17 protein-coding genes are annotated in these 20,214 nt (G+C 44.6%); 9 read left to right on the forward strand and 8 right to left on the reverse strand.

The window, feature by feature from the left end; all coding sequences use genetic code 11:
- Positions 1-95: 95 nt before the first annotated feature.
- The 3 genes from pfkC to ACZ5QV_RS11275 form a co-directional block, all read right to left on the reverse strand.
- Positions 96-1,679, reverse strand: a complete 1,584-nt coding sequence (gene pfkC / locus ACZ5QV_RS11265) for an ADP-specific phosphofructokinase (RefSeq protein ID WP_464599897.1) — start codon at positions 1,677-1,679, stop codon at positions 96-98.
- 660 nt (positions 1,680-2,339) lie between these two features.
- Positions 2,340-3,530, reverse strand: coding sequence for a bifunctional ornithine acetyltransferase/N-acetylglutamate synthase (argJ, locus tag ACZ5QV_RS11270; RefSeq protein WP_464599898.1), 1,191 nt, complete (start codon positions 3,528-3,530; stop codon positions 2,340-2,342).
- Between the two features lie 18 nt (positions 3,531-3,548).
- Positions 3,549-4,013, reverse strand: coding sequence for a CBS domain-containing protein (locus tag ACZ5QV_RS11275; RefSeq protein WP_464599899.1), 465 nt, complete (start codon positions 4,011-4,013; stop codon positions 3,549-3,551).
- A 620-nt stretch (positions 4,014-4,633) separates the two neighbouring features.
- On the opposite strand from ACZ5QV_RS11275, the gene ACZ5QV_RS11280 reads away from it, so the two are divergent.
- From ACZ5QV_RS11280 to ACZ5QV_RS11290, 3 genes are all read left to right on the forward strand, one after another.
- Positions 4,634-5,986, forward strand: coding sequence for an ammonium transporter (locus ACZ5QV_RS11280; protein WP_464599900.1), 1,353 nt, complete (start codon positions 4,634-4,636; stop codon positions 5,984-5,986).
- A gap of 10 nt (positions 5,987-5,996) precedes the next feature.
- Entirely contained in the window at positions 5,997-6,335 is a 339-nt protein-coding gene (locus ACZ5QV_RS11285) for a P-II family nitrogen regulator (RefSeq protein ID WP_464599901.1), read from the forward strand.
- A gap of 176 nt (positions 6,336-6,511) precedes the next feature.
- Positions 6,512-6,943, forward strand: coding sequence for a hypothetical protein (locus tag ACZ5QV_RS11290; protein ID WP_464599902.1), 432 nt, complete (start codon positions 6,512-6,514; stop codon positions 6,941-6,943).
- Between the two features lie 96 nt (positions 6,944-7,039).
- Here the strand turns inward: ACZ5QV_RS11290 and argC are convergent, their stop codons facing one another.
- From argC to ACZ5QV_RS11305, 3 genes are all read right to left on the reverse strand, one after another.
- Positions 7,040-8,065, reverse strand: a complete 1,026-nt coding sequence (gene argC, locus ACZ5QV_RS11295) for an N-acetyl-gamma-glutamyl-phosphate reductase (protein ID WP_464599903.1) — start codon at positions 8,063-8,065, stop codon at positions 7,040-7,042.
- A 493-nt stretch (positions 8,066-8,558) separates the two neighbouring features.
- A complete protein-coding gene (locus ACZ5QV_RS11300; protein WP_464599904.1) occupies positions 8,559-9,245 on the reverse strand; it encodes a DUF169 domain-containing protein in 687 nt (228 codons plus the stop codon).
- Positions 9,246-9,511: 266 nt separating this feature from the next.
- Complete coding sequence (locus tag ACZ5QV_RS11305; protein WP_464599905.1) at positions 9,512-9,838, reverse strand: DUF6951 family protein; 327 nt, start codon at positions 9,836-9,838, stop codon at positions 9,512-9,514.
- Positions 9,839-10,465: 627 nt separating this feature from the next.
- On the opposite strand from ACZ5QV_RS11305, the gene ACZ5QV_RS11310 reads away from it, so the two are divergent.
- The 4 genes from ACZ5QV_RS11310 to tnpC (ACZ5QV_RS11325) all read left to right on the forward strand — a co-directional run bounded on the left by ACZ5QV_RS11310 (position 10,466) and on the right by tnpC (ACZ5QV_RS11325) (position 14,601).
- Complete coding sequence (locus ACZ5QV_RS11310) at positions 10,466-10,843, forward strand: 30S ribosomal protein S8e (RefSeq protein ID WP_464599906.1); 378 nt, start codon at positions 10,466-10,468, stop codon at positions 10,841-10,843.
- Positions 10,844-11,047: 204 nt separating this feature from the next.
- Positions 11,048-11,539, forward strand: a complete 492-nt coding sequence (locus ACZ5QV_RS11315) for an Lrp/AsnC family transcriptional regulator (RefSeq protein WP_464599907.1) — start codon at positions 11,048-11,050, stop codon at positions 11,537-11,539.
- Between the two features lie 155 nt (positions 11,540-11,694).
- Complete coding sequence (locus ACZ5QV_RS11320) at positions 11,695-12,876, forward strand: aminotransferase class I/II-fold pyridoxal phosphate-dependent enzyme (protein WP_464599908.1); 1,182 nt, start codon at positions 11,695-11,697, stop codon at positions 12,874-12,876.
- A gap of 162 nt (positions 12,877-13,038) precedes the next feature.
- A complete protein-coding gene (gene tnpC / locus ACZ5QV_RS11325; RefSeq protein ID WP_464599444.1) occupies positions 13,039-14,601 on the forward strand; it encodes an IS66 family transposase in 1,563 nt (520 codons plus the stop codon).
- A 394-nt stretch (positions 14,602-14,995) separates the two neighbouring features.
- Here the strand turns inward: tnpC (ACZ5QV_RS11325) and ACZ5QV_RS11330 are convergent, their stop codons facing one another.
- Complete coding sequence (locus ACZ5QV_RS11330) at positions 14,996-15,442, reverse strand: helix-turn-helix domain-containing protein (RefSeq protein WP_464599909.1); 447 nt, start codon at positions 15,440-15,442, stop codon at positions 14,996-14,998.
- A 383-nt stretch (positions 15,443-15,825) separates the two neighbouring features.
- Between ACZ5QV_RS11330 and ACZ5QV_RS11335 the strand changes: the two genes are divergently transcribed.
- Positions 15,826-16,509 (forward strand): DUF5591 domain-containing protein, encoded by a 684-nt coding sequence (locus tag ACZ5QV_RS11335; protein ID WP_464599910.1) that lies wholly within the window; start codon positions 15,826-15,828, stop codon positions 16,507-16,509.
- A gap of 28 nt (positions 16,510-16,537) precedes the next feature.
- On the opposite strand, the gene iscB is transcribed toward ACZ5QV_RS11335, so the two are convergent.
- The gene (gene iscB, locus ACZ5QV_RS11340; RefSeq protein WP_464599911.1) at positions 16,538-17,839 is read right to left on the reverse strand and encodes an RNA-guided endonuclease IscB; all 1,302 of its coding nucleotides are present in this window, start codon (positions 17,837-17,839) and stop codon (positions 16,538-16,540) included.
- An 854-nt stretch (positions 17,840-18,693) separates the two neighbouring features.
- Here iscB and tnpC (ACZ5QV_RS11345) point away from each other — a divergent pair.
- Complete coding sequence (tnpC, locus tag ACZ5QV_RS11345; RefSeq protein ID WP_464599912.1) at positions 18,694-20,187, forward strand: IS66 family transposase; 1,494 nt, start codon at positions 18,694-18,696, stop codon at positions 20,185-20,187.
- Positions 20,188-20,214: the final 27 nt, after the last annotated feature.

Raw genomic sequence — 20,214 nt, forward strand, 5'->3', positions numbered from 1 at the left:
TCCCGAAGCGGAACTCGGGTGCCGAAGCGGAACTCGGGTGGTTAAGGAATGGTAAACAAAAATAATTGATATTATATTTTATTCATTCCTAAAGGTCAGAGTTTAGAAACTGGAGTGGACGCTGAGACTCCGGCAGTTTCGGCAGTTTCGGCAGTTTCGGCAGTTTCGGCAGTTTCGGCAGTTTCGGCAGTTCCGGAAGCCTCTGCCTTTCCCGCCATGTTCCGCTTCATCAGGGCCAGCATACCCGTAAAGGCCCCTGCGGAAATTGCGTCCCCTATCCCGACGGTGGCTTTGGGTTTGCTTACCACCTTTGAGGGGATAATAACGGCGTCATGGTCGCGGCCGTAGACGTAGCCGTACTCGAATTCTTCCGGAGTGCATAGCTTTCTGCCCACACAGTAGAGCCTGAAGTTATCAAGGTCTTCAAGTCCTTTCTCGGAAACCGGGACCTTCAAGCTCGCTTCGGTGTCTTCCAGGCTCAGGACTTTTCCTTTTAGGGCCTGGGTGGCCGCAAGGGTGGAGGAAAAGAGCAGGGCGTCCCTGTGCCCCTTTAAGGTCAAGGGGTGGCCTTTGGCAAGCACGCAGATGTAAAAGCCCAGGCAGTGCACATGTACCCTTTCAAGGGAAAGGTCATGCAGGAGCTGGATGGCTCCCTGGTAGAGGGCGATTATCCCGTTTTCCCCTTTTCGTATAACGGCATAGGAAAGTTCCTCATGCCCGAGCACGTTCAGGGCGTTTGCGACCTCCACGGTGTCAAGACCCAGGGAATGGACGTGTCCGGCAACGATGTCTTCCAGGATGGCCCTCCTGATCAGCCGGTTCTGTATGGATGTGAGTTCTACATGGATACGGAGCTCCGGGTTCAAGGCCTTGAGCTTTTCAATGGCCTTTACGGAATTTTTCACGTAGTCCTTATACGTGGTCCCTTCCTCGTACTTTTCTTTGATCATCTGGTAGCCCGAAAGGATCGCCCCGTCAAGCGGTCCGATTGAGTCGAGCTGCTCGTAGAGTTCCTGATCCATGTTCAGGCGCAGCCATTTGGGCCTGGAAGAAATGATCAGCCTGTTGTCCCTCTGGACCGTGAACTTTCCCCCTCCGCAGTCCACCGCAAGTCCTTTTGAGTATTCGAGAATCCAGTTGACCTTGGATTCCATGTCCGGCCTGAAAGCTTCCAGGGGGTGTTTCAGGACAAGTTTTCCCCCTTCTATTTTCGGGTGCAGGAGGTTTTTTGTTTTCGCAAAGTATCCCGCCTGTTCTTCCGAGAGCCAGGGAACATAAGCTACCACTTTTTTTAGTCCAAGCCTGGCCAGCAGGTTGGTGATAATCCCGGCCTGCCCCCCCATACGGGCGTAGTCAAACCCCAGGTTTTCCTTGAGCCAGGTGTGGGTGTCGGCCGTGTACGTGGGGACCTCGGCGGCTTTTCCGTCCTGCATGGAAAGCACAAGCCTTGCGAGAAAATCAAGCGGTTCCCCGACCTCCCTCGGGTAGGCCGCAACCCTTTCATGGAGCGCAGCATCATCAAAAAGTTCGATGAGGTTACACATGTCATTTGAAGTCAAATGCTTGATGGCATCGATATTGCTGTTGTAGGCTACGAACATCCCGTCAAGATAGGGGAGGGCATCCTTTATTTCGAAAAATGCTTCCCTGTGGCGCTGTTCCCATTCTTCAAGATTCACTTAATCAAAACCCCCTGAATGATAAATGAAATTTGGATGATTGTGAAATATAGCACTTCAATTTCAAAGCGATTCATCGGTCAACGAATTTTCAGTAAAGAACCACGGATGGACACGGATAAACACGGATTGAGATCATCAGTGTCCATCTGTGTTTATCCGTGGTTTATTCTCAAATTTTGGAATCGATACACTGGATGAATGAAAATTTTAAAGTGAGTGCGAAAGTGAATAATACTGGAAAAGAGGAATAGAACACGGCTCTAATCCTCATTTAACTTCTTTTTTATCCTTATTTAATATAATCTTGTGCAAACAGGAAAGTTTAGGAATGAGCCAAATATAATATCAAGTATTTTTGTTTACCATTTCTTAACCACCCGAGTTTCGCTTCGGGATCACAGGAAATCAAAGATTTCCTGGGAGTTGCACTGCAAGTGCAACAGCACGAGGTCCGTTTCGCTCGCTTTGCGAGCTCAAGCAGACTAAAAAACGCCAGAGCAACCTTAAAATTGTCTTCCTGCATTTTTTTTTCCGTGTGTTCCGTGTGTTCCGTGGTTTGAATGCACACACAAGACATTTCCATTAACAAAAATATAATCTGTGTGGGTATAAAGTGATTCCCTACCTGAAAATATGAAGTTATTTTTCAGCCATTCCTTAGGTCGTGTATTCGGCATTGATCCTGACGTAATCGTAACTGAAATCGCAGCCCCAGGCCGTTGTGGCTTCCTCTCCGAGTCCGAGGTCCACCGTGATTATGATTTCTTCACTTTCCATAAGCTTTTTCAGGCTTTCCAAACTCCCTGAGGAACCTGAAACCTTTCCGGACTCCACAAGTGTGACCTCTTCGTCTCCACCTGCAAAGGAAAGAGAAATCTTATCCTGGTCAAGTTCGGCCCCCGAGTAGCCGACGGCTGCCACGACTCTACCCCAGTTAGGATCTTTTCCGAAAACCGCGGTCTTGACGAGAGGTGAACGAACAATGGCTTTTGCGGCAAGTTTTGCGTCTTCCGCCGTCTTTGCGCCCTTCACTCTGGCCTCTATCAGTTTTGTGGCCCCTTCTCCGTCCCTGGCAACCTTTTTTGCAAGGGAGGTCAGAACGCAGGTAAGGCCCTCCTGAAACTCATCGAGAGCTTCCATGCAGGGTTTGATCCCGGATTTTCCTGTGGCCGTAAGGAGGACCATGTCGTTTGTGCTGGTATCTCCGTCCACCACCACCATGTTAAAGCTCCTGTCCGTGGCTTTTCTGATAGCCGCGTCAAGCACGTCGGCGGGCACGTCCGCATCCGTGTAGACGAAGGAAAGCATGGTCCCCATGTTGGGCTCGATCATACCCGAGCCTTTGGCAATGCCTCCTATCCTGATGCCGGAATCGAGTTCTACTGCCACCTCTTTCGGAAACGTGTCCGTGGTCATGATGGCCTTTGCGGCCGCAAGGCTGCCCGCGGGGGAGGCTTCAAGCCCTTTCAGGACTTCGGGGATCTGTCCCTTTATCCGGGAAAGGTCAAGCCTGTGTCCGATTACGCCTGTTGAGGCTACCCCTATGGATTCAGGGTCAAGGTCCAGCTTTTCGGCAAGTGTCCGGCCCATGTTCCTGGCGTCCTCAAGCCCTTTTTCACCCGTAAAGGCGTTTGCATTTCCGCTGTTTACGATCACAGCCGAGAGCCGGCCCCGGGCTTCAAGAAGCCCTTTTGTGATCACAACGGGGGCCGCAGTAACCCTGTTTCGTGTAAACATGCCTGCGGCCGAACCTTCTGCCAGGATGACAGCAAGCCCGTATTTTCCTTCTTTTATGCCGTATGCGGAGACCCCGGCCACGGCACAGATTCCGCCTTCGATTTCCTTCATGCAAATTTCCTCTCAGACTCAGAGCTTTGCAAGGCCCTGGATGATATCTCCCCGGGTAACGATGCCCACCATCCGGTCCCCTTCCATGACAGGGAGTCTGTTGATCCTGTGCCTGACCATCAGTTCCGAAGCGTCTTCCACGGAGGTTTCGGGGGACACGGTATAAACGTCGTCTTCCATTATTTCCCGGACCGTTTTTGAACCCACGTCCGAGAGCACCTTTTTAGTGTCTTCCCAGCTCAGCAGTTCCCTTATAGGGACCTCGATGACCTCAAAGGGACTGGGGAGCCAGAGCCCACCGTGTTCGGGCAGGACCAGGAATTTCAGCAAATCTCCCTCGCTTACCACTCCCACGAGCTTTCCGTCTTCAAGTACGGGGGCTCCACTGATATTTTTCTCTTTCAAAAGTTTTGCAGTCTCGCGGACCGTGTCCTCAGGCCCGCAGAAAACCACGTCCCTGTTCATGATATCTTTTATTTGCATCTGTTTCTACCCCTGTGAAAAATTTATAATTGTCAGGCTATTTCCCGACCGGTATCTTCGCTGAAATTCCAGCTGGAACCCCTGCCAAAATTTCGGTTACAGGAAAAACTCGGTGAGAAAGAAAAGCCTGCTGATCTTATAGGTTTTCCCCTCCGCAGCCGAAAACGAACGTTTTTTATCCCGTAATGGGTCCGAGCTGGAGCCAGACATTTGGATCAAAAAAAATAGAGATTGTAGGGGCCTGTAACGTACTGACTTTTGAAAAAAAGTCGGAGCAGGAAGGGAAATTCTTCTTCAATCTCGGACTCGCCCCCAAAGTAGACCCGTTGCACGAAAATCAGTTTTCTGTTTTTGAGGCCGTTACTTTAAAGGTCACTATGGTGCCGGGAATGACATTAAGATGGACCACACTTTTGAAAAATACTACGGTAGCTAAAACAAAAATGAGTATAAGTATAGAAAGTATCAGCAATTATGACTCTTCATATAGATTAGGAAAACTATTTATAATATAAAGTCTACAGTCACTTGCCGATCTCCGGTATAGTAGATAGGAGGAAGATAAATTGAAATTCCTGGAAAAAAAGGGCAAGCTTTTGCTATTTGCCTGTTTAATATTTATGACACTGATTTCACCGGCTCTTGCCGTAACGGCTGAAGAAAACGCCCAATCCATTGCGGACGTTCAGACAGCTCTTACTTTTGTCTGGCTGCTTGTGGCAAGCGCACTGGTGTTTTTTATGCACACAGGTTTCTCGCTTGTGGAAATAGGCTTGACGAGAAGCAAAAATACGGCGAACATCCTCATGAAGAACTTCATGACGGTTATGCTCGGAATCCTGGTCTACTGGGCCGTGGGCTGGGGTATTATGTACGGAGCCGATGCGGCCGGGCTTATAGGGACCGATCAGTTTTTCCTCTCAACCGGGGATAACGGGCTCTGGAACGGCTGGTTCTTCCAGATGGTCTTTGCAGCAACGGGCGCTACAATCGTTTCCGGGGCAATGGCTGAGCGGACGGACTTTAAAGCTTATCTTGTTTACTGTGTGCTGATGGTAGGCCTCATTTACCCTGTTTATGGACACTGGGTCTGGAGCGGGGCTGACATGGCTCTCCTTACCGGGGCCGCAAGTCCGATCGTACAGGCAATCGGGGTGGCTCACCACGACTTTGCCGGGTCCGGAGTTGTACACTCAATTGGAGGATATTCGGCTCTTGCAGGAATCCTGATTGTCGGAGCAAGGATTGGAAAGTTCAAGAACGGAAAAGCCCTTGCAATTCCCGGTCACAACCTGGCTTTTGCATTCGTGGGAACACTCATTCTGGCTCTTGGCTGGATAGGGTTCAACGGCGGCAGTACTCTTGACGGCAACGACGCCTACATGAACCTGGTAGTTGCCAACACCTTCATAGCCGGAGCCGCAGGGGCAGTCGTTGTCATGCTGATTACCTGGGCAAAAACCGGAAAGCCTGATCCTTCCCTTACCGCAAACGGTCTGCTCGGAGGCCTGGTTGCAATCACCGCCCCCTGTGGCTCAGTTTCAAGCTGGGGAGCCATTACAATAGGAATTATAGCAGGTTTCATTATCTATTTCGGAGTTATGTTCAATGAAAATGTCCTCAAACTGGACGACCCGGTTGGTGCGGTTAGCGTACACGGCTACTGCGGAAGCTGGGGCCTGATTTCTGTTGGACTTTTCTCAATTGGAATAGGTAACGGTATCCTTGCTGATGCGGTCTATGCCGCTGAAGTTCCCGGACTCCTCTACGGAGGAGGAGCAAGCTTGCTTGCAATTCAGCTTGTCGGGGTCTTACTGACCATTATCTGGGGCTTCGGGATCTCTTTCATAATCTTCAAGATCATCGACAAAGTAATAGGCCTGCGTGTGCCTGAAGAAGTTGAGATCATGGGCCTGGACATCGCCGAACACGGAATCAGGGCATACCCCGAGTACCTGATGAGAGAAGATTGAGGTGATCTGAATGCGTAAAATCGAAGCAATCATAAAGCCCACAAAGCTGCACGAAGTAAAGGACGCCCTCGAAGAGGCCGGTTTTGTGAGCATAACCGTGAGCGACGTAAAAGGCCGCGGCCAGCAGAAAGGAATCGTACAGCAGTGGAGAGGCAGAGAATACTGCGTGGACCTGCTCCCGAAGACTAAAATAGAACTCGTGGTCGAGGAAAAGCAGGTAGAAGATGTCATTGAACTTATCCGGAAAGTTGCGGATACCGGACAAATCGGAGACGGAAAGATTTTCGTCCTGCCGGTTGAAACCGTTGTCAGGATAAGGACCGGAGAACGAGATAAGGACGCGCTCTAAAAGCGCCCCCTATCTTTCCTGTTCCCTTTTATTGAGGGGGTTGGGTTTGATCCACCGGAATCAAAACCCACCCCCTAAATTATCCAGAGAGTTCCCATATACCGGGCATTCCCGTGTATCGGGACTGAAATTATCAGAAAACAAAAAACAAAAAACGAATTAAAGAGGACATAATCATGACGGATACAATAGTAAAGGAACCGGAACTATTCAAGATTCCCCGCGGATACAACTCGTCCGTAATCAAGCTCTATTTCTGGATAGGGCTCGTATCCGCAGGCCTGCTGAGAATTATAATAATCGCGGACTACTACAATCCTCTTTACGCAAAAGTTATCTGGTACCTCGGAGTTGTGGGATACCTCTGGTTTTTCGCTCACAGATATCACATCGCAAAACGCAGATATAGGGTCATAAAAGACCTTGCCCTGCTTAAAAAAATCCAGACGCGGAAAATGCTGTCTGAAAAAGAGTACGAAGGGCTTGAATACCTGCTCTGGAGCCACTCGGTCTCTAAAGAACGTACAAATTATCTTATTATCTCCGTATTATCTGTAGTTTCGATAATTGCGTCCCTTATATTTGATCTGGGAATCCTGAAGCCCTGAGCTTCAGGTATTCCCCTCCCAAGCATTTCAGTACTTTTTCTCAATGAATGTCGTTTTTCTAACCTAATCTTAATTTCTTACATCAATTTCTTTTTTTCACGGAGCCGCCGCAGCAAACCAGAGTCCTCGGGTTTCATCGAGCCCTAGCATCAGGTTCATGTTCTGGATCGCCTGGCCCGAGGCCCCCTTCACAAGGTTGTCAATTGCCGAGATTACGACCACGCGTCCGGTTATGGGATCCACCTCAAAGCCTATGTCGCAGAAGTTCGTGCCCCTGACCGCGGTTAAGGACGGTAGGGTTCCCTCTTTAACGAGCCTGACAAATGGTTTTCCTTTGTAAAAGTCCCGGTAAAGGGCCTGCACCTCTTCGGTCGAAACCTTTTCCTTCGTAAAAAGGTGAGCTGTCGTAAGGATGCCCCGGATCGACGGGACCACCTGGGGAGTGAAATTGATGTTTTTCAGGTTTGCGTCAAATTTGTTTAACTCCTGGAATATTTCTGCTCTGTGCCTGTGGGAAGTCAACTTGTAGGCGATTACATTTTCCGCCAGGTTGGGGTAATGAGAAGTTGCTCCCGGCTTAAACCCGGCCCCCGAAATCCCGGTTTTCGAATCGAAGACCGCAAGCTCAATCAGGCCAGCTTTTGCAAGAGGTGCCGCCGCAAGGATAGCTCCCGTGGGAAAACAACCCGGGTTTGCTATAAAGGTCTGCCCTGCAACCTCAGAGTGCAGTTCAGGCAGCCCGTAGACCGCATGTCTTCCCGGGTCCGTGTGCTCGACTTCATAGACCTTTTCAAAAACCCCGTCCTCAAGCCTGTAATCAGCGCTGAGGTCAACGACCTTTGTCCTGCCGCCAACAAGCAGGTCCGGCACATAGTTCATTGCCGTCTTGTGGGGAACTGCAAGGAAAACAACATCACATCGTTCCCTGGCCTCTTCCATATCAGGGTTTTCATACTCAAGGTCCAGAAAACCCCGAAGGTGGCGGTGGGTATCCGTAACCGGCTTTCCCGTAAGGCTGCGGGAAGTTGCAAGTACGGGCTCAATGTCCGGGTGGTTGAGCAATAAGCGTAAAAGTTCGCCCCCGGTATATCCGGAAGCTCCTATAATTCCTGCTTTAATCATGGTCACACCTGCTAAGGAAACAGCCCACCCCTAAATTAAAGTTTTTATCCGGAAATGGTCGGAAAAGGGGAAAGATGAAAAAAAGAGGATGGAAAGCTCCTGTGTCTCCGGATATACCTAAAATAGAAAACGAAAAAGTAAATAAATAAAAGAGTAGTGCAAAAGAATTTAACCGTTTTCGTGTTTTTAGTGGTCAAAAAAATCTTAATAATTAAATTTAAAACCACGGAACACACGGAAAATATTTTAGTCTGCTTGAGCGAATGAAACGAGTGAACCAGACCCGTGCTGTTGCACTTGCAGTGCAACTCCCAGGAAATCTTCGATTTCCTGTGATCCCGAAGCAGAACTCGAGCACGGAAGAAAGAACGCCGATATACGCGATTTACGGTTTTTCTGGCGTTTTATTTAGTATCCAAAATAAGGTTTATAGTCCGCTTGAGCTCGCGCAGCGAGCGAAACGGACCCCGTGCTCCCGAAGCGGAACTCGGGTTCAAGAACAGATCGTTTTAAGCCCCCTGAAGATTTCTCCAAGAAGTTCCGCAGGAATTCCAATAGTCATTTCCTCATCTCCAATTTCAGTGTAGGCCCGGCTTCCACTGCAACCGACAGTGATTCCGATTTCTCCGTCCCTGTAGGCCTGAACTACCCCATCAGAACAGACACTCTGTTTACCTGCAAAGCCAACGTTGAGCCTGCCTCCACTTTTATACATAGCGGCCTGGGTAAGCAGCATGATCTGTCTGGGGTTGCAGATAATCACAACGACGTCCGGTTTAAAAGAGGTGTTTTCAAGGGCACTGTAGACCACAGCTTTGCTGGAATTTGGGAGAAGCATGGGGGCATTTTCTATGGTCCTCCTTGCGGCATTAACGTTGCTGAAGTGGTTGAGGACGTTGTAATAGAAATCCCCGCTTGCTACTTTTGTAGGCAGCTGACCAAGGCCCATTGCGGCAGCCCCGCCCCTGCACTGCTGGTCTTCCTTGAGGGTGTAAAACTCTTCCTTTGTCTTCCTGACCCTGTCAATCATCTGGCAGTGTCTCATGGTTTTGTCTACCTGTTCAATTCCTTCAGGGATTTCATTTCCTACAGGAACTATCTTCACCGCAACAGGGGAAGTCTTGAGGTCAAGCATGTTAATGATTTCAATGCTGTATTCGTGAATTGTTTTTAGATCCATTTTGCTCACCTAAATCCATCTTTTTAGGAGAATTATATAATATTCAGAGTTACATGCTAAATTTAAAGACTTGAATAGTTGTTTTGTTGTGGGGTAACTACACACAACCAATATAGAAATAAACAGCTTTAGGATATAAGTATTTCGGAAATATTATATAAATAGCAAAAACCCGGTACAGTTAACGCTGTAATACTCAGTTATTCCAAAAGAAGAACCGGGAAGTTAACGGTCCAATTCAATTTTTTGGTCCCATGTCCGGGGCTTTATTCAAGTTTTTCAAAAATGATTTCCATTTTCCCCATTTTTCTGGCCAGGTTCTTTGAGATCATCTCGTTTTCCAGCCACAGGGCATTCATCACCGTGGCAGGGATGAAGCATGTGGGAGTTAGCGGGTTTTCAAGGGACTTTTTCGCAAGTATGCAGTCCGGCCCGCCCATGAGGTCTCCCATTCCCATATCAAAATGGACTCCCCATTTCCTGACCTTTTTACAGGTGCTCTTTACGTGAATGTGAGTTGTCTTGCCTTCTCTGGTGGCAATTATCGTTGTCTTGTGTCCACAAATAGTGTTCAGTGAAATTTCCGAAACCATGTTCCTGTCTCCTTGTACTTATTAGAATATACTATCCGATTTTTATATATATCCTAATATATATTCCTTGGCATTTGTATTTATATCTTCAGGCGGGAAACCCCTCCCAGGTACTGCGATTTCAAATAATTACCATAAATTTGGACTTTGAAATCGACCTGCATGTCAACGCAAAGAACCACGGATGGACACGGATGGACACAGATTTCGGTCATCCGTGTTTATCTGTGTCCATCCGTGGTTTATTCACAGACTTTAGAATCGATATACTAGACTCCGAAGGAAGCAGGAAGGAGGCGTTGACCCCAATACATAGCTATTTATATCTTTCTTCTTTTAACACTTCATTCTCTATTAGCTGCGTTCTTCCTTAACTGCGGGTATGGAATTCGGACCATTCATGCCGGTTGATCGCAAAGTTCTTATACAATCTTATTTGTAATCATACGACCATAACTAATGCGGTACTTGAGGTATTCTACTAATATACAGGGATGCTTCATTAGAATAATTCTCATTATATTAAAATTATATAATATTAAGGCATTTATTAAAAAATGCAGGGCGGAGGACAGCAGTTCCCTGTCTAAAACCCTTATCTGAAAATAAGAATATTGAGGCTTTTATATGAGATGGCAAGGTAATTCCAGAAGAACAGTAACCGGCGGAAAAGTAACTTCGTCCCGTGGGAAGCGCAAGTTTGAAATCGGGCGCGAATCCGCAGATACACGTATCAGTGAAACCAAGAGAAAGAACATTCCCACCCGTGGTGGCAACAGGAAAGTAAGGCTCCTCCAGTGCGATGTTGCAAACGTAACCAACCCCAAAGACGGGAAGACCGTTCCAGCCTCCATTGAGAACGTGCTCGATAATGACGCCAACAAGCACTACATCAGGCGTAACATCCTGACAAAGGGCTCCGTCATCAAGACCTCCCTGGGAACCGCAAAGGTAACCAGCAGGCCAGGTCAGGAAGGAGTCGTAAACGCTGTACTGATTGAATAAGCAATTTTGAAGATCGGGGCAATTCTGTCGGGTAATTCTATTATCCGATCCAGGCTATCCCTTTCAGGACATTCTTATTCAAAGCTTACCTGTAAAGTATAGGCCTAAATGTCCTGGACCTGGAATAAGCTTTGCCTTTCTTTTACGTTCAGATTATATAACTAATTTTTAATTTTTATAATACATCTGATGCCGGTGGCCAGCATGGATGAAAATATAAGACACATATTGGAAATTCTTGAAAACGATGCCAGAACAAGCCCGGAGGAAATCTCTACCCTTACAGGCATGTCCATTTCTGAAGTTTCCCGGACGATTTCAAAGCTTGAAGAGTCGGGAGTTATTCGACACTACAAGACCATCGTTGACTGGGACCTTGTAGGGGAGAACTATGTTTACGCCATAATAGGGTTGAAGGTTACCCTTGAGCGCAACCTGGGCTACCAGGCAATCGCGGAAAGGATATACAAGTTCCCTGAGGTCCGCTCGGTCCGCCTGCTTTCAGGAGACGATGACATATCATTGACCGTCCGGGGCCGGTCCATGAAGGACGTGGCCTTTTTCGTAGCAGAAAAAATCGCGACCCTTGACCAGGTCCAGGGCACTTTCACCCATTTCGTGCTGAAAACATACAAAGAAGATGGGGTAATCCTGCACGAGCCGGAAACATTCGAAAGGCTGCCGATCTCGTTTTAATCGTTATTTAAATAGTTTTTATATATATATAAAATAGTTATTTAACTATAATAACGATAGGCTGCGACTTTAATAGAAAATAACAATAACAATAACAATAACAATAACAATAACAATAACAATAACAATATTTCTTTCCTTATCGAGGTGTTTTTTTGAAACCTTCATGTGATCCTTCGAAATTTGTAGGGGATAATGTCAAAAGGTTACCTCCTTCCGGGATAAGGCGCTTTTTTGACCTTGTTACCGAACTTGACGACGTCATCTCCCTCGGGGTCGGCGAGCCGGATTTCGCAACCCCCTGGCATATCAGGGAGATGTGTATCCATTCCCTTGAAAAGGGACAGACCTCCTACACCTCCAACTATGGGCTCCCGGAACTCAGAGACGTCCTTTCAAGGACCTACTCCCACAGGTACGGTCTGGACTATAACCCGAAATCCGAAATCCTTGTAACCACCGGAGTCAGCGAGGGCCTGGACCTGGCTATTCGGGCCATCGTCAACCCCGGAGAAGAAGTCGTTGTTGTCCAGCCCTCCTATGTAGCCTATCTCCCGGCCGTGATGCTGGCAGGAGGAATCCCGGTCCCGGTGTCCACCACAGTGGAAGATGAATTCAAGCTGACCGCAGAAGTCCTCGAACCTGCCCTCACCGAGAAAACAAAGGCAATTGTGCTCAATTACCCCAACAACCCCACGGGTGCCATAATGACCCGGAAGGACCTGGAGGAAATTGCGGACCTTGTCGTGGAACACGACCTGGTGGTAATCTCGGATGAGGTCTACGAGTGCCTGACCTATGGGAGCAAGCACGTCCCGATGTCTTCTCTGGAAGGCCTGAAGGACAGAACCATCATGCTCAACGGCTTTTCCAAAGCCTACGCAATGACAGGGCTAAGGCTTGGCTTTGCGATGGGCCCCTCGGAAATCATTCATGCCATGATGCTTATCCACCAGTACACCATGCTCTGCGCCCCCGTTACGGCCCAGGTAGGGGCAATAGAAGCCCTTCGAAACGGCACTGAGGAAATGGAGCGGATGGTCCGGGAATACGACCGCCGCCGGCATTTCGTCATGAATGGTTTTGACAAAATCGGGCTTGACTGTTTCACCCCGAAAGGCGCGTTTTACACCTTCCCCTACATAGGATATACAGGCTTGTCTTCCTCCGAGTTTGCAGAGAGGCTCCTGAATGAAAAGAAAGTGGCCGCAATTCCGGGAGATTCATTCGGAGAGGCCGGAGAAGGTTTCCTGCGCTGTGCCTATGCATCTTCCCTTGAAGACCTCAAAATAGCTATTGACAGAATGGGCGAGTTTGTAAACGGATTAAAACAGTGAAATGAAGCTTCTTTAAAGCTTCGCACTATTTTATATAATGTACTCGCATTTATTCGTATCTATTCAGCTACCTCTGTTTCTAACTTATATTTCGTATAAACTCAACAATTACTTTTTTCATATAGATTAATATAAAAATCATCGGATTTTGGAATGAGGTTTATGAAATGTGAAGAGATTCTTACTCAATGCCGTTCAGACCCTGAATCCATTGTTTCATATATTGAGGATCTTGAGTCTCGGTATGAAGATCTTGGATCTCGGTATGAAGATCTTGGATCTCGACACGAAGAGCTTGAATCTCGGTATGAAGATCTTGGATCTCGACACGAAGAGCTTGAATCTCGATATGAAAATCTTGAATCCGAAAACACCGAACTTCGAGAAAGACTTAATGAGTTAGAATCTCGCCTAAAAAAGAATAACCAAAACCAAAAAAGAAATCGACTTCCCTCTACTAACAATTCTACTGATAAAATACCTCAATCAAAAGGTTCACAAAAAGGAAGTTTTAGACGTCCTGGCGGCCAAAAAGGGCATCCTGGTTCTACATTAAGGATGATTAAAAATCCTGATAAAACAATCATTTATAAGCTACATAAATGTGAACATTGTGGTTGTAACATTGAGAAGATTGAAGTTATAAATTACGAGAAGAGACAAGAATTTGAAATAATTGTAAGGCGTAAAGTGACCGAACATCGTGCTGAGATCAAAAAATGTCCTTATTGTAACCGCAAAAACAAAGCTGCTTTTCCGAAATCAATTACAAAACCTGTCCAATATGGCAATATGGTTTTAACAATTGCAATTTACCTCCGAAACTACCAATTGATTCCCTATGACCGAATCAAGAAATTATTTAAAGATGCCTTTGGATTTGATATAAGCGTTGGTACAATAATTAGGGCAGAAAATAAGTTATTTCACAAGTTGAAAGGTGCTACAAACCACATCAAGAAGCAACTGATAAAAGAAAATGTCATCCATGGTGATGAAACTGGAATCGACGTTGGTGGTCAAGGGGAATACTGCCATTTAATCTCTACAAAAAAATATACATACTATTTCCATAATAGGAGTCGAGGATCAAAAGCAATGAATAAAATGGGAGTGTTGCCTAAATATAGAGGAATTATAGTCCACGATTTCTGGAAACCCTATTTTAAATACAAATGTGAACATGCGGCATGTAATGTCCACATTCAAAGAGAACTTAAAGACATTTATAACATATTCAAGCAAGTGTGGGCTGAGGAGATGTCTGATCTCCTATATGAAATTAAAAAATGCGCAGACTTTGCCAGAAAACAGGGCATACAAATAGATGAAGATACGCTCAAGACCTTTAAAGAAAAGTATCAGTCAATACTAATGAAAGGATTTGAGGACAATCCTCCACCTGAAATCTCGAAAGACAATGGGGTTAAAAGAGGAAGAAAAGCGCAGAGCGATGCAAAAAATCTCCTTGATAGACTTTCAAAGTATGAAAAAGAAATCTTGAGGTTTGCTACGGATCTAAGAGTTCCTTTCAGTAACAACCAAGCAGAAAGAGATCTCAGAATGATAACAGTTCAGCAAAAAATATCGGGAGATTTTAGGAAACCCCATGGAGCAGATGTTTTCTTTAGAATTAGGGGATACATATCTACACTAATAAAGAATAATATACCTACTATAAGTTCACTTCATGCGGCGATTGAAAATGTGCCACCCTTACCCTGAATAGATACATTTATTCTTACTATTTTTTTAAACGTTTCCCGGGTGTGGGAATTCATTTTTCCGGAAAATTTTCTTAATTCTTTTCCGGTAAGGAATGAGTCAAATATAATATCAAGTATTTTTGTTTACCATTTCTTAACCACGGAACACTCGGAATGACACGGAAACCGGCCTGATGGCTGGTGAGTACGTCAGGACTTTAAAAATCAATTCAGAACCTACTGTGAACAAAACGCCAGAGCAGCCGTAATTGGTGTCTTCAGGCATTCTTTTTCCGTGATTTTCCGTGATTTTCCGTGACTTTCCGTGGTTTGGATGCACACACCAAATGTCTCAATCAACAAAAATACAACCTGTATGGGTATAAAATGATTTCTGGACTGAAAATATGAAGTTATTTTTCAGCCATTCCTAAACTTTCTTCATCCTCTTCCGAGGATCCTTCTTCCTCCTCATCCATCTTTATGATGAGGGCGTTCATTTTGTCATCCATCTTTTCTATAAGTTCATTCATCTGCCCGTACCAGTCCTCCACATTTTTCTTGACGATGGATTTCAGTTCCCCGGGCTTGATCCCCACGTACTCATAATAATAGCCCCCACTTTCAATCGATTTGGTTTCCCTGTAAACAAGGCCACATGTGATCAGGTTTTGCAGGGCCCGGTAGGCCGTGCTTCTTTCCCTGTGCAGGATGTCCCCCAGTTGTTCAGCGGTCAGAGGCCCATGGTTTAAGAGAGCTTTATAGGATTCGATGTCAAGAGACTTTAAACCCAGCACACACTTTACCATGTCTTCACATCTGAAGCTTGCTCTGATCATTTCGTGAATTGAATTTGCCATAGCATCACTATTTTAATTTGTCTGTTGCTTGCCTGCATCTACAGGAGAGTAGCGAACACGATTATTATTAATCCTGGAATATTATTAATATAGAAATCAGTTTTTTAGATTATGCGACATTTTTCCTGTATTATTTAATAACAACAACAACATTTTCCCTGCATTTATTAATAACAACAGCAACAATTTTTCTGTATTTTCTATAATGTCAGCAATATAATATATATGAACATTCTCTTATTTATATTAATTATATTTAATTCCGCTTAATTATAGGAATTACTTAATATGTCTTTTTCATTAGTGCTACTTGCACAAAAGCATACATAACCGTCCGGGTTAATTATATATATATTTTCTTAACCAATAGCTGATGAACTCCCATGAAGCCGATTATCCCTGAAAACGAACGTTCAAGTGAACCCCTTGACACTGAAAGGATTATTTATCACCCGGATATGGTCCGGGCCAACGAATGGATTTTGAGGGAATACGAGGCCCCTGACCGGGAACTCTGTATTTTTTTGCCCTGCGCTAAAAAAAAGCCCTACCATGAAAGCCCCTCTCATAAAAAGTTTGACAGAATCATCTTCGAACTTCTAAAACCCGAAGACGTGCATATCGTGACCTTCGGGACCTGCGGGGTCGCGCCCCGGGAACTTGATACCCAGTACCCTTTCATGCACTATAAATTCATGATGGGGAAATGCAACGTAACCCAGGTCAAAAGGGACTTTATAAGGATAGAAAGTGAAAGGCTGGCCTCCTATCTCGAAAAGACCCGGAAAAACTACAGGCACAGGATAGCCTACTGTATAGGGGACTTCAGGACGGCTATGGAAAAAGCCTGTGAAATGGTGGACCTGGAGGTTGAAATAGTCCCAAAAGAAAGCACAATTCAGAAAATGCTTCAACCGCAAAAAAAGTTTATTTATAACAGTCTCTCCAGTAAAGAATACCTGCAGGACTTTTCCGACACAATTTCCGAAGTTATGGAAGTCCCCAAAAGAGAAGTTGGCCTCAGAGAAGACATCTCGGTCGATGACACGGACTGGTACCTCCTCTGAAAGGCCGGAAGCTATTTTCCACAAAAATTCAGGCAGGGAACCCGGTTGCTTTAGCGCCGGGAGGAATGCCGTACTCCTCTACCGAATATTCGTAGCCATTTCCTCTCTGTACCACTTTGAAGTATTTTTTATTAATTGAGATCCTTTTCCCCTCTTTGTTTTTGATGTCGAAACTACCCGATTTTCTACAAGCAACGGAACCAAACCATGTCCCTTTGTACTTGCCTTTGGGTACAACCGCCTTGACTGTATCGCCAGTTTGAAAACCGAAAAAGGTTTTTTGCCGGGGTAAGTATGACCGTGGAAAGCCGTACTTATCAAGGTTTGTTCTTTTATACTGCCCTCTTCCTTTTGCTTTGATATGCAGGACGTTGTTTGTTGCAAAATTGATTTTTTCTGGAGTGGATTCTCCTACACAAATAGCATCGAAATGATGATCTTTTGGCAGCTCTGCCCTGATTCTGTTCATTTTTGTCCTTGCACCTGTTCCGCATTCTACAGGAAGGCCCGTTTTAGTCAATGCCTCGAAAACTTTCCATCTGGTAGCATTTATAATTGCAACTTCTTTAAGTGGCTTTTTAACCAGGTTATGCACTTCTGGATGTCCAAACTCTTCTGCGGTTTGACTTCCTTTTTTCTGGTTGCATTCTCTACAAGCCAATGTTAAATTGGAGACTCTGCTTGAGCCTCCTCTGATTTTAGGAATAATGTGCTCAATCTCCAACGGAACGTTTTCAGCTCCACAGTAAACACATTTTCTACCGAATTTTTCAAGCAGATACTCCCTGATTTCATACCCTTGCAGCTCTCCCTGCTGGTATTCGATTCCACTGATCTCGGGATTTTGCAGGAGTTGAGTATCAAACTTGCAGTTTTCATAGGAAATGTGTGTCAATGGGCAGAGTTTCCTGAGCCTTTCGACCCAATTTTCTATGTTGTCTACACGGCTTTGCAGAGACGGAGGCAGCCAGCCTTCCCGTCTTTTCCGGTTCAGAAACCTCGGTTTTCGATAACGGGTGTTCCGATTTCGCCGTGTTCTCCGCATTGATCTTCTGCTATCCATATTCTTTTTTATGCCTGTTTTGTGGTGCAACTGTGCAACCCAGACAACATTTGAGCCTTTCAGAATAGCAAGACCCGTGTGACGGCTTCCATAATCTATTTTAAGTCTAAAAGCCGAATTGTCCTTAGACTCTTTCAGCTCTTTGAGTCGAATTGTAAAGGGGTATTTTTTGTGAATAACCGCTTTTCCTGCGTTAAGCAGTTTTCTTGCAACCGCTTCATGGCAGGGACTTAACGGCTCTTTGTTTTTGTTAAGTATAAAAATCATGCTGGATTTCTCCACTCTGCGCTGGAAACGAATTTCCATAGCAGGTAACGCAATTTTTGAAATTGTCTCCCCTCGCCAATGTTGGAAACGCTTGTCATGCGTAGCACACCGTCCCTACCTCTCAGGACTTTTAATACTACACGATAGAGCTGCAAACTGAGGAAGCATTCGCAGGTATCAGTCGGGTAAGTCGGCGGGATTGCTCCCGCTTTCTCCCCTAAGAACTGTACGTGAGACTTTCACCTCATACAGCTCAAGTATCTCATAACCCTTTATATTGGGCAGCAGTTATTTGGTTAATAACTGCTTTCGTAAGTCATGACTTGCAGCCTATTAACATGTGTTTTGTTTGTAAGCTTCTCACTGATCGATTTCTCGATCAACGTATTTGAATGACTTACATTCATAGGTCATACCTTCATTCTTACGTTTTGATACCACGGAGTAAGTCTGCATCCTTTTGGATTAGGGCAAATTTTGAACCCCTATACAGTTCATTACAAATTGTCATTCGCTTTCTACTCCTTTCCTTTACCCTCTATGTCATTGTCATCCTTTGCAGGATTCCTACCCCGAGGGGAACATATAGGGCTTACCAAGTTCTATAAAATGAATAATTGTGAATACCTTAGAAGCCATCTTTAAACCGAAAATCATATGTCCATTTCCCAATAAGTATGTCAAGCCTTATTGGTCTGATTTCATTACCATTTTGGTTCAAGCGTATCAATCTAATTTCGCTTGTTGGTATCTATTCAGCTACCTCTGTTTCTAACTTATATTTCGTATAAACTCAACAATTACTTTTTTCATATAGATTAATATAAAAATCATCGGATTTTGGAATGAGGTTTATGAAATGTGAAGAGATTCTTACTCAATGCCGTTCAGACCCTGAATCCATTGTTTCATATATTGAGGATCTTGAGTCTCGGTATGAAGATCTTGGATCTCGGTATGAAGATCTTGGATCTCGACACGAAGAGCTTGAATCTCGGTATGAAGATCTTGGATCTCGACACGAAGAGCTTGAATCTCGATATGAAAATCTTGAATCCGAAAACACCGAACTTCGAGAAAGACTTAATGAGTTAGAATCTCGCCTAAAAAAGAATAACCAAAACCAAAAAAGAAATCGACTTCCCTCTACTAACAATTCTACTGATAAAATACCTCAATCAAAAGGTTCACAAAAAGGAAGTTTTAGACGTCCTGGCGGCCAAAAAGGGCATCCTGGTTCTACATTAAGGATGATTAAAAATCCTGATAAAACAATCATTTATAAGCTACATAAATGTGAACATTGTGGTTGTAACATTGAGAAGATTGAAGTTATAAATTACGAGAAGAGACAAGAATTTGAAATAATTGTAAGGCGTAAAGTGACCGAACATCGTGCTGAGATCAAAAAATGTCCTTATTGTAACCGCAAAAACAAAGCTGCTTTTCCGAAATCAATTACAAAACCTGTCCAATATGGCAATATGGTTTTAACAATTGCAATTTACCTCCGAAACTACCAATTGATTCCCTATGACCGAATCAAGAAATTATTTAAAGATGCCTTTGGATTTGATATAAGCGTTGGTACAATAATTAGGGCAGAAAATAAGTTATTTCACAAGTTGAAAGGTGCTACAAACCACATCAAGAAGCAACTGATAAAAGAAAATGTCATCCATGGTGATGAAACTGGAATCGACGTTGGTGGTCAAGGGGAATACTGCCATTTAATCTCTACAAAAAAATATACATACTATTTCCATAATAGGAGTCGAGGATCAAAAGCAATGAATAAAATGGGATTGTTGCCTAAATATAGAGGAATTATAGTCCACGATTTCTGGAAACCCTATTTTAAATACAAATGTGAACATGCGGCATGTAATGTCCACATTCAAAGAGAACTTAAAGACATTTATAACATATTCAAGCAAGTGTGGGCTGAGGAGATGTCTGATCTCCTATATGAAATTAAAAAATGCGCAGACTTTGCCAGAAAACAGGGCATACAAATAGATGAAGATACGCTCAAGACCTTTAAAGAAAAGTATCAGTCAATACTAATGAAAGGATTTGAGGACAATCCTCCACCTGAAATCTCGAAAGACAATGGGGTTAAAAGAGGAAGAAAAGCGCAGAGCGATGCAAAAAATCTCCTTGATAGACTTTCAAAGTATGAAAAAGAAATCTTGAGGTTTGCTACGGATCTAAGAGTTCCTTTCAGTAACAACCAAGCAGAAAGAGATCTCAGAATGATAACAGTTCAGCAAAAAATATCGGGAGATTTTAGGAAACCCCATGGAGCAGATGTTTTCTTGTATCTATTCAGCTACCTCTGTTTCTAACTTATATTTCGTATAAACTCAACAATT

The organism is Methanosarcina baltica, assembly GCF_055394095.1.